Annotated in this window: 12 protein-coding genes and 5 tRNA genes; 15 read left to right on the plus strand and 2 right to left on the minus strand. The window is 34.6% G+C overall.

Translation table 11 applies throughout. The features are described 5' to 3' along the window. Positions 1 to 63: 63 nt before the first annotated feature. From QA612_RS18350 to rlmH, 15 genes are all read left to right on the plus strand, one after another. Positions 64 to 1,350 carry an adenylosuccinate synthase gene (locus QA612_RS18350; protein ID WP_278285283.1) on the plus strand — a complete coding sequence of 429 codons (1,287 nt, stop codon included), beginning with the start codon at positions 64 to 66 and terminating at the stop codon, positions 1,348 to 1,350. Positions 1,351 to 1,485: 135 nt separating this feature from the next. Next, a tRNA-Glu gene (locus tag QA612_RS18355) sits at positions 1,486 to 1,560 on the plus strand. Positions 1,561 to 1,752: 192 nt separating this feature from the next. Next, a tRNA-Met gene (locus tag QA612_RS18360) sits at positions 1,753 to 1,829 on the plus strand. A gap of 36 nt (positions 1,830 to 1,865) precedes the next feature. Then, positions 1,866 to 1,941 (plus strand) — tRNA-Asp (locus tag QA612_RS18365). Between the two features lie 152 nt (positions 1,942 to 2,093). After that, positions 2,094 to 2,169 (plus strand) — tRNA-Phe (locus tag QA612_RS18370). Positions 2,170 to 2,178: 9 nt separating this feature from the next. Then, a tRNA-Thr gene (locus QA612_RS18375) sits at positions 2,179 to 2,254 on the plus strand. Between the two features lie 606 nt (positions 2,255 to 2,860). Then, positions 2,861 to 4,330, plus strand: a complete 1,470-nt coding sequence (locus QA612_RS18380; protein WP_278285284.1) for a peptidoglycan DD-metalloendopeptidase family protein — start codon at positions 2,861 to 2,863, stop codon at positions 4,328 to 4,330. 855 nt (positions 4,331 to 5,185) lie between these two features. After that, positions 5,186 to 5,893, plus strand: a complete 708-nt coding sequence (gene yycF / locus QA612_RS18385) for a response regulator YycF (protein ID WP_278285285.1) — start codon at positions 5,186 to 5,188, stop codon at positions 5,891 to 5,893. Positions 5,894 to 5,898: 5 nt separating this feature from the next. Next, positions 5,899 to 7,719 carry a cell wall metabolism sensor histidine kinase WalK gene (walK, locus tag QA612_RS18390; protein ID WP_278285286.1) on the plus strand — a complete coding sequence of 607 codons (1,821 nt, stop codon included), beginning with the start codon at positions 5,899 to 5,901 and terminating at the stop codon, positions 7,717 to 7,719. Beyond that, a complete protein-coding gene (locus tag QA612_RS18395) occupies positions 7,716 to 9,074 on the plus strand; it encodes a YycH family regulatory protein (RefSeq protein WP_278285287.1) in 1,359 nt (452 codons plus the stop codon). The genes walK and QA612_RS18395 overlap by 4 nt, the downstream gene beginning before the upstream one ends. Beyond that, the gene (locus tag QA612_RS18400) at positions 9,061 to 9,840 is read left to right on the plus strand and encodes a two-component system regulatory protein YycI (RefSeq protein WP_278285288.1); all 780 of its coding nucleotides are present in this window, start codon (positions 9,061 to 9,063) and stop codon (positions 9,838 to 9,840) included. Before QA612_RS18395 ends, QA612_RS18400 begins: the two co-directional genes overlap by 14 nt. Before the next feature lie 15 nt (positions 9,841 to 9,855). Next, positions 9,856 to 10,650, plus strand: coding sequence for an MBL fold metallo-hydrolase (locus tag QA612_RS18405; protein ID WP_278285289.1), 795 nt, complete (start codon positions 9,856 to 9,858; stop codon positions 10,648 to 10,650). Between the two features lie 172 nt (positions 10,651 to 10,822). Then, positions 10,823 to 12,046, plus strand: a complete 1,224-nt coding sequence (locus tag QA612_RS18410) for a S1C family serine protease (protein WP_278285290.1) — start codon at positions 10,823 to 10,825, stop codon at positions 12,044 to 12,046. 166 nt (positions 12,047 to 12,212) lie between these two features. Next, positions 12,213 to 12,371: a CxxH/CxxC protein gene (locus QA612_RS18415; RefSeq protein ID WP_278285291.1), complete on the plus strand. Its 159-nt coding sequence runs from the start codon at positions 12,213 to 12,215 to the stop codon at positions 12,369 to 12,371. Positions 12,372 to 12,434: 63 nt separating this feature from the next. Next, on the plus strand, positions 12,435 to 12,920 hold the full coding sequence (rlmH, locus tag QA612_RS18420) for a 23S rRNA (pseudouridine(1915)-N(3))-methyltransferase RlmH (RefSeq protein ID WP_278285292.1): 486 nt from the start codon (positions 12,435 to 12,437) through the stop codon (positions 12,918 to 12,920). 118 nt (positions 12,921 to 13,038) lie between these two features. Here the strand turns inward: rlmH and QA612_RS18425 are convergent, their stop codons facing one another. Both QA612_RS18425 and QA612_RS18430 read right to left on the minus strand, forming a co-directional pair. Next, a complete protein-coding gene (locus tag QA612_RS18425; protein ID WP_278285293.1) occupies positions 13,039 to 13,443 on the minus strand; it encodes a 23S rRNA (pseudouridine(1915)-N(3))-methyltransferase RlmH in 405 nt (134 codons plus the stop codon). A 58-nt stretch (positions 13,444 to 13,501) separates the two neighbouring features. Beyond that, positions 13,502 to 14,617: a Fic family protein gene (locus QA612_RS18430; RefSeq protein WP_278285294.1), complete on the minus strand. Its 1,116-nt coding sequence runs from the start codon at positions 14,615 to 14,617 to the stop codon at positions 13,502 to 13,504. Positions 14,618 to 14,940: the final 323 nt, after the last annotated feature.

Genomic DNA, 14,940 nt, shown 5'->3' on the forward strand with positions numbered 1-14,940 from the left:
AAAAGAGCTAGAACTGCAGTTTATAGTAAAGTACAGCAGTAATTCATATGGAGGTGCACTCAAATGCCATCAGTAGTAGTAGTTGGTACGCAGTGGGGAGACGAAGGTAAAGGGAAAATCACAGATTATTTGTCAGAACAAGCAGAATTAGTTGCACGATATCAAGGTGGAAATAACGCAGGACATACGATTGTATTCAACGGGAAAAAATATAAGCTTCATCTAATCCCTTCAGGAATTTTTAATGGAGAAAAAACTTGCGTTATCGGAAATGGAATGGTTATTGACCCTAAGGCTTTAGTTACAGAATTAAAGTATCTACATGACCATGGGGTGGATACAAGTAATTTACGTATTAGTAATCGCGCACATGTAATTTTACCTTATCATTTAAAGCTAGATGCAGTAGAAGAGGATAGTAAAGGTGCAAATAAAATAGGCACAACTCGTAAAGGAATTGGACCAGCTTATATGGATAAAGCTGCTCGAGTTGGTATACGTGTGGCAGATCTTCTGGATAAGGAAACATTTGAAGAAAAGCTAGAGTATAATTTAAAAGAAAAAAATAAAATGTTCGAGAAATTTTACGAAGTAGAAGGATTCAAAAAAGAAGAAATCTTAGATGAATACTACGAATATGGACAACAAGTTGCTAAGTATGTTACTGATACATCTGTTGTTTTGAATGATGCTTTGGATGCAGGGAAACGTGTCTTATTTGAAGGAGCACAAGGAGTAATGCTTGATATTGATCAAGGTACCTATCCATTCGTGACCTCATCAAACCCTATTGCTGGTGGTGTTACTATCGGATCCGGTGTTGGGCCATCAAGGATTAATCATGTAGTTGGTGTATCGAAAGCCTATACTACACGAGTAGGGGATGGACCTTTTCCAACAGAGCTACAAAATGAAATTGGAGATCGAATTCGAGAGGTAGGAAATGAGTACGGTACAACAACTGGAAGACCACGTCGTGTTGGCTGGTTTGATAGTGTGGTTGTTCGTCATGCAAGAAGAGTAAGTGGAATAACTGATTTATCATTAAATTCAATCGATGTATTAACAGGTATTGAAACATTAAAAATTTGTGTTGCTTACAAGTATAAAGGGGAGATAATTGAACAATTCCCTGCAAGCTTAAAAGTACTTGCAGAATGTGAACCTGTATACGAGGAGCTTCCTGGTTGGAATGAAGATATAACAGGAGTAAAGTCATTACATGATTTACCTAAAAATGCTCTTTATTATGTAGAACGAATTTCCCAGCTAACAGGGATTCCTTTAACTATTTTTTCTGTAGGTCCTGATAGAAACCAAACAAACCTTGTTAGAGGTGTTTTTGCTTAATATATTTTTAATTGGTATTGAGGTGAAGAGAATAGAAAACGTGATTCTCTTCGCCTATATTTTTTATAAAAAAGGTGTTGCATTAATGAAATAAAAATGATATTATATTTCTTGTCGCTGTTAAAAAAAATTAATGGCCCGTTGGTCAAGTGGTTAAGACACCGCCCTTTCACGGCGGTAACACGGGTTCGAATCCCGTACGGGTCACCAATTATTTACTTTACATTATCTTAGTATTTGTAGTATAATAAATCTTGTGGCTTCATAAACTACTTTTATCGTCGCTGGGTGGAGCACAAGCAAGACATCGTCAAATTAACTAAGCACAAACTTGACGCATAAGCGTTAAGAGGAGAGTTCAATACATCATTGAATATTCTTCATCCGTAAACTTTATAACGTCGCGGGGTGGAGCAGTCTGGTAGCTCGTCGGGCTCATAACCCGAAGGTCGGTGGTTCAAATCCGCCCCCCGCAACCAAATTTATATTTTGTATAAAATAGTAATATTGGACAAGGTCCCGTGGTGTAGCGGTTAACATGCCTGCCTGTCACGCAGGAGATCGCGGGTTCGATTCCCGTCGGGACCGCCATTTTAAATTAGAATGCTATCTATAAGGTTGGGAGAAACGAGAAGATCGAGGAAGCAACTGATTGAACACCGGAGTGTATATTAAAGATACATGAAGATGTGAAAGAAGGCAGTTGATAAAGAAATTCGAAGTTTATCGCAAGCCGAAAATAAGGCTCGGTAGCTCAGTCGGTAGAGCAATGGACTGAAAATCCATGTGTCGGCGGTTCGATTCCGTCCCGAGCCACCACTTAACCTTGCTGGCCTAGCTCAATTGGTAGAGCAACTGACTTGTAATCAGTAGGTTGGGGGTTCAAGTCCTCTGGCCAGCACCACATAAAATTAAACTAACACCTATCCTTATAACGGATGGGTTTTTTTATTGCTGTTAAACGAAAAAAGCATTGCAGAGCCAGGACGGCGACATTACGCTGTTGCCCACAGGACGTGGGCAGCGTTGAAGCGAAATTAATGCATCTAAGAGCAAGAATAAAAAGCAAAATAAATTTAAAGACTTAAAAAAACAAATTTTAATAATATATCTTAAATAAATAGTCTAATAAATTTACACTATAATCCATTAATATACAAAAATTTCATATTATATTTCATTTTTGTTACAAAAAATATTTAACAAAATTACAAATATAAACCATTTTTTAAATCCGGATTTTTACATGGTAAACATAAAAATATTAGAAAAAAGTCAATTAAATTAAGGACTCTAATGATATTTCGAGATACAATAAGTACGAAACTAATTGTCGTATTATAAAAATATGTTTTATAATTTGTAACATTAATAATACATTTTTTTTACGTTTTCAAACAATCCGCCTATTTCTTACAATATATGATAAAATAACAATGCTTATATTGAACTAGTAAATTGATAACTAAGATAACCAATAGTTATACATAAGTAAACTAGGAGGAAAATCATGAATTTATCGAAAAACTATCTCATAGCACAAAATAGAGATATTTCAAATAATAATATTTTCATATATATATCCACATTATTACTATCTACTTTACTCATATTCTTATTTTCTAATTTAGCAAGTGCTAATAATTCTGAAGAAGATGTTCAAGAATTAAATATAGAAACTATCTACCATGTTTATTATGGAGAAGAACGAATTGGCATTGTCGATGATAAGAATGTTATTTCTGAATATAAAGATGGAATTCTAGAATCACTAAATGAAGAGTTTGAAGACTTAGATTTTGCTTTAAGTGATACTATTTCACTTATTCCAGAACGTGTCTTTTTTCATAGTACTGATAATTCAAGTACAGTTCAAGAATTAGATGAAGTAGTAGTAATAAATGCTAAATCTTATAAAGTTTCAATTGGTGAACATGTTGTTGGACATGTAAGTAGAGATGAAGATTTAGAGCAGATAGAGAATCTTCTAATTTTAGAATATGTAAGTGAAGAAGAATTGGAAGAGTTTCAAAAAAGAGCAGAAGATGAAGATATCAAAGTTGGGAAATCTAGAATAATTGATATTAGTTTATCTGAAGAAATTGAGTGGAGTAAATCATCTACACATCCAGATAAAATATTGACTTTAGATGAAATTATTAAAATTGCACAGCAAGGTACATTAGAGGAAGAACTATATACAGTTAAGCAAGGGGATGTTCTTGGAACAATTGCATCTGCTCATGATCTATCAATGAGTGACATTCAGGCTATTAACCCAGGTATAACACAGGATAGTTTATTACAAATTGGGGATGAATTAAATGTCACAGTTTTAAAACCGATGATTAGTGTTATTGTTGAAAAGGAATCAATAAGAGAAGAAACAATTTCATATGAAACAGAAACCCGTGATGATAATAACGTATGGAGTGGTACGACGAATGTAGCCCAAGAAGGAAGAGACGGAAAAAAGGTCGTTGAATACTCTGTAATATATGAAAATGGAAGAGCTGTTAAGCAAGAAACCATATCTGAAGAAATTGTAAATGAACCAGTTAATAGAGTAGTTATTAGGGGAACGAAAACGTCTCCTTCTAGAGGGACTGGACAATTAGCATGGCCTGCCGTTGGGGGCTATATATCAAGTTATCAAGGAATGAGATGGGGAAGGTATCACCGAGGTATTGATATTGCTGGACCAAGAAATCATAATATTTTAGCTGCAGATAATGGTACTGTGTCATCTGCGGGCTGGGAAAATGGGTATGGAAATACAATTCGAATTAATCATAATAATGGAATGCAAACAATGTATGCTCATTTAGCAAGTATAAATGTAAGAGTTGGACAGACGGTTGGAAAAGGACAGACAATTGGTAGAATGGGTTCTACAGGTAACTCAACAGGAATACATCTGCACTTTGAAGTTTACCAAAATGGTCAGCTGAGGAACCCAATGGATTATTTAAATAGATAATAGGAAAATCCTCTTAACTATAGAATATATAGTTAAGAGGATTTTTTAATAGGTAATAATTTATAAGTTTTTTCTATTGATGTCTAGCTTCAGGCGCCATCACCTCGTGTCAAATAACCTGGCCGCATAAAAAGTAAAAAGCACTTTTTAACGGCCAGAACATTTGCATATCGGTGGGAGACAGGATGTCGATATTACGCCGTTGCCTATAGGACCTAGGCTGTACTTAGGCGTAATTGGGGCGCCTTGCGCTTTTCTTAATAGGATCATATAAAACTTAGTTTTGTTAAGGATTGTGTTGTTTTAGTAGAAATTTGATTTTTGCTGATGGCACGTAGCAAAAAAAAAAACAATAGATATGAACATTTACATCATGAATAGTCTACGAGTTGTCTCGAAGGATAAAGCATCACTAGTAGAGGAAGGGAAGAAATATTTAGTAAGACTTTCTATGCTTCCAAGTTGGAGCCAGGGCAGCGACATTACACCGTTGCTCAAAGGACGTGAGCTGCCCTTAGGCGTAATTGCAGCTATCGACAGAGAAGACACCCTCGGTAAAGAAAAAACGATAATTGCGATCAGAGTGAAGCAATTACAGATGTCGTGCTTAAACTCTTGTTGTGAAAAATTTTGCTATCCTGAAAATCAAATAATTCAGGCGTGAAAAACGGTGACTCCTGAGAGAAATGCAACTGGTGAAGACTCAGCATAGGAACAAACAACAAATGTATTCGTTGGAGTAAACATATTCAAGTTAGCAGGATCTAAATGAACTAGATGATAGCACTAATCTTGTATGATAAAATAAATATAAAGATAAATACGTCTATTAAGACTACAGGAGCGGATGTAAAAATGGATAAATATAAAATTCTAGTTGTTGACGATGAACAACCAATTGCAGATATTTTAAAATTTGGTTTAGAGAAAGAAGGATTTGACGTTTATTGCGCTTATGATGGTAATGAAGCAATTGAAATGGTTAAGAAGTATGAACCAGATTTAATGCTTTTAGATATTATGTTACCTTATCAAGATGGAATGGAAGTTTGCCGTGAAGTACGTAAAACTTATGAAATGCCAATTATTATGTTAACAGCAAAAGACTCTGAAATAGATAAAGTTCTTGGACTTGAATTAGGTGCAGATGATTATGTTACTAAACCATTCAGTACGAGAGAATTAATTGCGAGAGTTAAGGCTAATCTTCGTAGAAACCAAAAATCAAAAGAACCAGCAAATGAAAAGAAAAATATTGAAGTAGGTCCCTTACTTATTCAACCTGACGCATATTTAGTTTCTAAAAGAGGAGAACCAATTGAACTAACCCATCGTGAATTTGAACTTGTATACTACTTAGCACGCCATATAGGACAAGTGATGACGAGAGAACACTTACTTCAGGCAGTATGGGGATATGATTATTTTGGTGATGTACGAACTGTAGATGTGACTGTACGTCGTCTACGTGAAAAGGTTGAAGATAACCCTAGCCATCCAAACTGGATTATTACAAGACGAGGAGTAGGCTATTATTTGAGGAATGCAGATCAGGAGAATTAAAATAAATGAATAAAATTCGCTTTTATAAGTCAATCCACTTAAAAATTGTCATTATATATGTCCTTTTAATTTTAATAGCAATGCAAGTTATTGGGGTATATTTTACTGGGAAATTAGAGGATCAACTTGTAGATAACTACAATGATACCCTATTTGAAAGAGCAAACTTACTTGCGTATTATTCTATGGAAGAAATGCAAAGAGATGAAGAAAATGAAGAGAGAAGTTTATCTAGAAGAATTAATGAATTGTATCCAGATTTATTTAATAATGACAATACAGATGTGCAAGTGATTGATAAGAATAATACGGTTATTAGTGTTTCAAACCTAAGACAAAGAAGTAATATTGGCCAAAGAACAACTAATTTTAGAGTAAAACGAGCTTTATTAGGGACAGAAGATGAGGTCACTTTAATAAACGAAGTAACAGGACATCGTACAAGGGTAATAGCAATACCGATCTATTCTGATGACGATGTGATAGGTGCAATTTATATTGAAGCATCTATAGAGGATATTTATGATCAAATCCAGGAGATTAATCAAATTCTGATGACAGGTACAATTATTGCTTTGGCAATAACTGCTGTTTTAGGAATTTTATTAGCTCGAACAATTACTCGTCCAATAATAGATATGAAAAAGCAAGCTGTAGTGATGGGACGAGGGGATTTTTCAAGGAATGTAAAGGTGTATGGTGATGATGAAATAGGTCAGTTAGCAACTACCTTTAATGAACTAAACAACAAGCTACAGGACGCAAATGCAACTACAGAAGCGGAACGAAGAAAGCTATCATCTGTATTAACTCATATGACTGATGGCGTTATTGCAACAGACAGAGATGGTAAAATAATTTTAATGAACAAAAGAGCCGAATCGATGCTTGAGAAAAAACAAGATCAAGTATTAGGAACAGAAATTACGAAGGTGCTTAATTTAGATAAATTCATGAAGCACCATGATTTATATAAAATTACAGATCCAATTTTATTAGATTTTGATTATGAAGAAGAGGAGACTATTTTAGAAGCTCACTTCTCTGTAATTGAAAAAGATAATGGCAAACAAAAAAATGGATTAATTGCCGTTCTTCATGATGTTACAGAACAGGAAAAGATAGAAGAGGAACGAAGAGAATTTGTTGCAAATGTATCACATGAACTACGGACACCACTAACATCAATGAAAAGTTATTTGGAAGCACTTGCTGACGGAGCAATTGAAGACCCAGAAGTTGCCCCAAGATTTATTAAAGTAACACAAACAGAAACAGAGAGAATGATTCGTTTAGTAAATGACTTATTACAATTGTCAAAAATGGATAGTAAGGATTATCATATGAATTTTGCGTCTATTCACCTACCTAAGTTTCTAGATCAAGTTGTGGAAAGATTTGAAATGTCCACAAAGAACGAATCTATCGACTTTGAATATAAAATACCGGACAAAGATATATATGTGTATGGTGATAGAGATAAACTAACGCAATTATTGGATAATATTGTATCCAATGCTGTGAAGTACTCTCCAGAAGGAGGGGAAATTACTTGCTCAATGAAAGTTGAGAAAGAACGTGTAATAATTAGTATTAAAGATGAAGGGGTTGGAATTCCAAAGGAAAACATTCCTCATGTATTTGATCGGTTTTATCGTGTAGATAAAGCTCGTTCAAGAAACTTAGGTGGAACAGGATTAGGCCTTGCCATTGCAAAGGAAATTGTCTTAGCTCACGGTGGTTCTATTTGGGTAAGTAGTGATTGGGGAAAGGGTACAACTATTTCATTTAGTCTTCCTTATGTAGAGGAGGGGATTGATCTATGATTGAACATATGAAAACAATCGCCCTTTGGATTTTGATTATATTAAGTGTTGTACTAACGATGCAAATATGGACGTTTCAACCAGATTATGAAATAATTCCACAATCAGATTATTTTCAAAGTGAAGCTATAGGAGAAGAACGATCAATAAAAGAGAGTTTAAAGCCAAATCAAATATACATTCATGAAGAGGATCAGAGCTATTGGCTAAACCCTACTAATTATTCTTATGATAATATATTGGAAAATTTACAAGGTATTCGAATTGATTACCTTTATCAAGGGGCAGATTCTTATGCTAATTCCTTATATGATGTAGAGGGAATAGAATTATATTTTCCTAATCGATTTAAAATAGAGTGGGTTGAAACGATGCTTGATGTTAACTTTGATCAAGATATTTCATTAAATACTATCGACCGATTCCTACTTTTTGTTAATGATAGATCAATAAATACTGAGGTATCTATTCGGTTAATTTCAACCTCTGACCAAAGCTTTTATCAAGGAAATACAAATCTATCCATAAATCAACTTAAGACATTGTATAACCAATTTTTACATCAAATAGTAGCAGTAGAAACAAATAGTATGATTCAGAGGAATAATGTATATGAAAGAAATTATGTCCCTAATGAATCATTTGAATTAAATGAATACAGTTACTTTTTAGAAAGATTTACAGAGGATGCATTTGTTCAATCCTTATTTAGTGACCCAGAAAGTGTAAAGCATTATTCCCAGGGAAATCAAGAAAATGCATATACAGATGGAAATAGATTATTAAATATAATTGAAAATGGAGATGTACTTAGGTATATACATCCTTCCAATAACCAAAGAGTCAGAGGGGATCGTTCGATTTTAGAGGCAAGTAATGATTTTATAAATGGCCATTCTGGTTGGACGGACGACTACAGATTAGACCGATGGCAGGAAGGGTCAATAAATGACCGAGCATTTTATACATTGTTTGTAGATGGATTGCCAATTATGGGCTCTCTTGATAACGCCAGTGAACATTATTCCATACAGATAACTCGTAGTGGAAATCAAATTTCCGAATATGTACGCCCTTTATTTCAACTTGACGAAAATCCTTTTGGTACTACGATAAGAACATTACCATCATTTGAAATCTTTTTAGACATAATTGAGGAAATAGAGACTGTTCAAATAGAACGAGTGGAAGACATAACAATTGGTTATTACATGAGGAAGCAAGGAGCTTCATTAGTTATATTTGAACCTGCATGGTTTGTAAAGGAACGTGGAACGTGGAAACATGTTGCTATACCTGAAAACGCTAGTATAGATGTACTAGATCGTGAGGCGGATCAAAATGGATTGGAGTAAAACAAAATCAATTTTTATAGTTACATTTCTATTATTAAATATATTTTTAGGTTTTCAGTTGGTGGAAAAGCAAACAGCCGGTAACATTAATTTAATATATAGAGAAACTTTACATGAGCTACTAGAAGAAAATAATATTGAAATTACTTTAAGTAATATAGAAGAAACAAAAATGGGTTCACCAATTATAGGTTTTTCAAAAACATTTCAATTAGAAACATTAGAAAGTCAATTTGAGAATCAAGAGTTTACCATTACTACAAATGAAAGGACGGTTTATTCGGAGTTAGAGAATCCGTATAAACTGTCAGAAAATAACCTAGAAGCTAGTGTAGAGTCTTTCTTAGAAGACCATGTATTTAATGGTACAAGCTATCGGTTTTCCAGCTTTGATGAAGAGCAGGGGACCATTGGTTTTTTTCAAACATATATGGATCAACCAATTGATAACCACGAAAGAGGAAGTTTTCATTTAGTTCTTCATGTTAATGAGGAGCTAGCAATCGATGGATACCATCAGTCTTATATTGAAATTAATCAAGAAATTCGCGAACAGGAATTGCTATCACTTCTACAAGCAATAGAAATTTTATTTGATAATCAATATATTCCTGCTAATACAGTAATAGAAGATGCAGGCCTTGGCTTTTATAGCCTTTTACCACAAAGTGGAGAATTTCAAGTATATGCTCCTATGTGGAGGATAGGTATCGGTGATACGTATCAGTATGTAAATGCCATAGATGGCACTATACAATCAAATTAGATGGAGTGTGGCAACATGAGTTTACGTTTTAGTGTACTTGCAAGTGGAAGTACAGGCAATTCAGTTTATGTAGAAACTAAAAACCAGCGATTCCTTATAGATGCAGGTTTAAGTGGGAAGAAAATAGAAGAATGCTTTAAAAAAATAGATATTTCACCAAAAGAATTAGATGGTATCTTTGTCACTCATGAACATAGTGACCACATAAAAGGAGTCGGCATATTAGCTCGTAAATATAATCTACCAATCTATGCAAACAAACGGACTTGGTTAGCCATGGAGAAGGCATTAGGGGAGATTTCTCTCGATCAGCGATTTCACTTTGAAGTAGGTGAAGTAAAGACATTTGCTGATTTGGATGTTGAGTCCTTTGGTGTATCTCATGACGCAGCGGAGCCAATGTTTTTTACCTTTCATAACAATAACCGTAAGCTTGCGATTGTTACAGATACGGGATATGTAAGTGAGAGGATTAAAGGAATTACTAAGGGGGCAAATGCGTTTGTGTTTGAATCTAATCATGATATGGACATGCTTAGAATGGGAAAATATCCATGGAATGTGAAGCGAAGAATATTAGGAGATGAAGGGCATGTATCCAATGTGGATGCAGGATTAGCCTTAGCGGAAATATTGTCAGATGATCCTGCAGATGTGTATCTTGCTCATTTAAGTTTAGATAATAATATGAAAGAACTAGCTAAAATGACTGTTCATCAAACGTTAGAAGAAAAGGGGTTTGAAATTGGAAGGCAAGTGAAACTATATGATACAGATCCATTTTCTCCAACTCCATTAGTATCTGTATAATATTTTTTGTTTATTTAAATAAGATATGGGAAAAACTGTGACTGTGTGGAAAATTATCGAAAATAATGAATTCTAATAGACGGAACGATTACTAGTTTTATAAAATGTAGTTGTAATTGTTCTGTAATGATGATCTTTCTCAATAAATGTGAATTTGAAGGAGGGTTATTTGATGGGGTATTATGACGGTCATTATCAATCATCAAGAAGGACAAAAGAAAGAATTACGAAAAGGTCTGTTATTTATCCTTTTATTAGTGCTATGATGGGCGCACTTCTTGTAGTTTTTTCAATTCCTGTTTTATCAAACTATGGCTTTCTTCCATATGATATAAATCCTAAAGGAACCATTGAATCTTCCCTTGAATCAGAGGAAGTGGAAGAGGTTTTGGGAGACATGCCAACGGAGATGGTTAATTTATCTATAACCTCCGAAGTAATTAATGCTGTTGATCGTGTATCTGATGCTGTTGTTGGTGTTATTAATATGCGACAGTCCTCTGGATTTCTAGACCCAGGTGGACAAGGAACTGGTTCGGGAGTCGTATATAAAGTGGATGGGGATCGTGCATTTATTGTAACGAATCAACACGTCATTGATGGGGCATCGGAGATAGAGGTAACCCTAAATAGTGGGGCACGAGTTCCAGCAGAATTTGTAGGCGAAGATGTCTTTACAGATCTAGCGGTGTTAACGATTGACGCAGAAGAGGTTACAGCTGTAGCGGAATTTGGTAATTCTGACAATTTACGTGCTGGTGAACCTGCAATTGCTATTGGAAATCCGCTATCATTTGAAGGTTCTGTTACTTTAGGGATTATTAGCGCTGTAGAACGAAGCATACCTATTGATTTATCTGGTAATGGACACCCTGACTGGAATGCAGAAGTATTACAAACAGACGCCGCAATTAATCCAGGTAATAGTGGAGGTGCTCTATTAAACATTCAAGGGGATGTCATTGGTATCAATTCCATGAAAATTGCCCAATCAGCTGTAGAAGGAATTGGATTTGCTATTCCTTCCTCAATAGCAGTACCCGTTATTCAGGATCTTGAGGAGTATGGAGAAGTACAACGACCACAAATGGGTATTTATCCACGGTCATTACAAGAAATTCCAAGCTTCCATTGGCATGATACACTAGGACTACCTGAAGATATTAAAGGCGGAGTATATATTGAAGGGGTTCAACCAAATACACCAGCATCTAATGGAGGCCTTCAAGAAGGAGATGTTGTTGTAGAGTTAGATGGTGAAGAGGTTAAAGATAGTAATGACCTTAGACGTTACCTATATACAAAAAAGAAAATTGGTGACTCTATGACAGTTACGTATTATCGACAAGGAGAGAGACATGAAATAGAATTAACTCTCGATCGTGAATCATATTAATAAATTTAATGTTGGAGGGGAGCTATATGTTCTCCTCTTTTTATTGGGTTCTGTGCCTATGTATTTTACAAGTTATCCACACAGTGTGTGAATAATAATGTTTGATGGGTATGCTATAATTCGAGTAATCAAATAGGAAGAATGAATGATCGAAGGAGGATGAAGGATGGTTTACAGCTGTGAAAACCATATAGATGAAGCAATAGAAGAGGTAGTTGATCAAACAGGTTTACCTCCACAGTTAGAATTAGTGGATGGAAAGTTAGGGGAAAATCAAACTTGTTTTCTTTGTGGTGAAAGTGCTAAGTACGTAATTAGTGGATAATTCCACAACTAACCTGTGTATATGTGGATAAGTTCTGTGGATAAGTGTGGAGGAGAGAGAAAAATGAACATTTCAATAGTAACTGTAGGTAAATTAAAGGAAAAGTACTTAAAGCAAGGTATAGATGAATATTTAAAACAATTATCCATATATGCTAACGTTCAAGTAGTGGAGGTACCTGATGAAAAGGCTCCTGAAAATATGAGTGACTTAGAGATGGAGCAAGTAAAAGTGAAGGAAGGGGAACGAATATTAGCTAAGTTATCCACAGATACATATGTCATCGCTTTAGCAATCGAAGGAAAGAAGTGGAGTTCAGAACGGTTAGCAAAAGAGTTGGATCAATTAGCTACCTATGGAAAAAGCAAAATAGCCTTTGTCATTGGTGGATCTGTAGGGTTGAGTAGTGATGTATTAAAAAGAGCACAAGCTCATTTATCTTTTTCAGACATGACTTTTCCTCATCAACTCATGCGACTCATATTAGTAGAGCAAATTTATAGGGCGTTTCGGATTAATCGGGGTGATGGTTACCGCACCAAACTCTAATCAATATTTATCGATTTTAGTGATTACATAGAATTTGTTCTATATATGAAAAATGGCGTTATAATCAAAGTAAAGAGGTTGGTATGAAAGGTTAAAGGTGACATTAAAATAGTCACCTTTATTTGTGGTATGGTTGATTATGTAAGATGCGATATGCTCGGTAAATCTGTTCATACATAATCATTGTCTTTAAGCCAATATCCATTTCCATTGGACTAATGTTCATTATCTCATCAGCAGTTATGCTTTCTGTTCCCATTATAATAACTGCATCTGACTTACCGGAAATACCAAGGCTATCGATATTTTTCGAAAGACCTTCAGAGCTAATCAACGATTCCTTACCAGTTGACACAAGGATTTTGTGATGTTTTTCGGTGATTTTCTTTAAGAGTGCTTCTTCATTTTTAAACCTTTGCAACTTAATTTTACAGTATCTACTCAAACGCTTTTCATATTCTTTTATTCCTTCGAGATAAAATTTTTCTATTTTGTTACCTACGATATAAAGTTTAATATTCATCTGCAAAACCTCAAATATACTAAGAATTAATTTAATTTTTGTTTTGTGCTTTTATTTATTATTCAGCGTAGCCAAGATCATTTAATGTTAAATCTTGAAAGTCCTCTCCTAGTTTATATGACGTAACTCGTTTGTCACCACTTGCCGGTTGAATGATTCCATTTTCAATCCATTGATTAGACCATTTAGAGATTGTCCTTGAATGAACTTGAAATAATTCTGCTATTTCTTTTGGTTTTACAGGTCTATTTTTTTCTATAAGATAACGCAACAACGTTTTTTCATTTGGTTCAAGACGGCTAACATTAGGATCTATCTCATTATTAGCATAACGTTTTGATAGATTTGCAACTTTTTCAAATGCAAGGGCCATGTTTCGAACAAAGTATTCAATCCACGGGGCCAGATCAGTAGGTGCATTTCTTCCACTATAATAAAGAGGGGGTAACCCCATTTGTAAATTTTGATAATATCCTTGTAGGTCTTCAACATAATATTCTTCCATAGAATGAAATCCTTTTACATCATAATCAGCTAAAGACAAAATGTAAGAAGCAAGTGCTCGGGCAGTTCTTCCATTCCCATCTTCAAAAGGATGTATTGTTAAAAACTGATAGCTTGCAATAGCAGCTTTAATTGGAGCAGGCAGTTCGTTCTCAATTTTTATCCAATCTACAAATTCTGACATCAGGGAAGAAACATCCGTATATTCTGGTGGTATGTAATCTGGTTGTCCACTGATATTATCAAAAACTGCAAATAAAACACCAGGTGGAGTAGGCCCTCTATATTCACTTTTAAATGGCTTCCTTCCTACCCCTTGCTGAATAATAATAGAATGGAGTTTCTGTATAAAAGTTTCTGTAATTTGAATTCCTTTTTGCTTTTCTCGGGCTAAATAGGAAAGAGCTTCCCAATAGTTTCGGACTTCCTGTTCAACAGGAATACGAGTTTGGTTCTGTTTTTGCTTGACCACACGTGATACTTGTTCGAGATCTAAAGTGTTTCCTTCAATCCTTGTAGAATAATGAGTCATTTTAATCTTTGCTTGTTCTTTTAAATCGCGTTCAATATGAGCTGGAATGGGCATCACTTCAACTATCGCACGAGAGTGTTCAATGGACATCAAGTCTCTAACCATCATATTAGTATACGAAAACGAAGGGTGATACAATAGTATCCCATCCTTTACGAAATTTTTTCTACACTAATTATACCTTATTGTTAATTAAAATACTTTAACTATTCCTTATTTGTTCCTTAATCATTCTCTATTCGTTCTCTAATTGTTTTTTAATTGTTTCTTAAAATTGAAATATATCAATAATATAGGAAACATTATTTGCATTACTTATGTTACGGTGAACCGTATCATAAGTAATTGAGGTATACCTAACTAATCAAGTCTATCCAAAACAATACCTTTTGGATAGGCTTTTTTTAAAATGATCGCTTATTTATGCTTAAATGGAAATATATTTGTGGAACGGTATTTAT

This window comes from Evansella sp. AB-P1 (assembly GCF_029688925.1).
In the GTDB taxonomy this organism is placed as follows: domain Bacteria; phylum Bacillota; class Bacilli; order Bacillales; family Salisediminibacteriaceae; genus Evansella.

Excerpts from the sequence above, each read along its gene's own strand:
- QA612_RS18395 (WP_278285287.1), top strand. The coding sequence starts at position 7,716 with ATGATTGAACATATGAAAACAATCGCCCTTTGGATTTTGATTATATTA.
- walK (WP_278285286.1), top strand. The coding sequence starts at position 5,899 with ATGAATAAAATTCGCTTTTATAAGTCAATCCACTTAAAAATTGTCATT.
- QA612_RS18380 (WP_278285284.1), top strand. The coding sequence starts at position 2,861 with ATGAATTTATCGAAAAACTATCTCATAGCACAAAATAGAGATATTTCA.
- QA612_RS18405 (WP_278285289.1), top strand. The coding sequence starts at position 9,856 with ATGAGTTTACGTTTTAGTGTACTTGCAAGTGGAAGTACAGGCAATTCA.
- QA612_RS18425 (WP_278285293.1), bottom strand. The coding sequence starts at position 13,443 with ATGAATATTAAACTTTATATCGTAGGTAACAAAATAGAAAAATTTTAT.
- QA612_RS18400 (WP_278285288.1), top strand. The coding sequence starts at position 9,061 with ATGGATTGGAGTAAAACAAAATCAATTTTTATAGTTACATTTCTATTA.
- yycF (WP_278285285.1), top strand. The coding sequence starts at position 5,186 with ATGGATAAATATAAAATTCTAGTTGTTGACGATGAACAACCAATTGCA.
- rlmH (WP_278285292.1), top strand. The coding sequence starts at position 12,435 with ATGAACATTTCAATAGTAACTGTAGGTAAATTAAAGGAAAAGTACTTA.
- QA612_RS18350 (WP_278285283.1), top strand. The coding sequence starts at position 64 with ATGCCATCAGTAGTAGTAGTTGGTACGCAGTGGGGAGACGAAGGTAAA.
- QA612_RS18415 (WP_278285291.1), top strand. The coding sequence starts at position 12,213 with ATGGTTTACAGCTGTGAAAACCATATAGATGAAGCAATAGAAGAGGTA.
- QA612_RS18410 (WP_278285290.1), top strand. The coding sequence starts at position 10,823 with ATGGGGTATTATGACGGTCATTATCAATCATCAAGAAGGACAAAAGAA.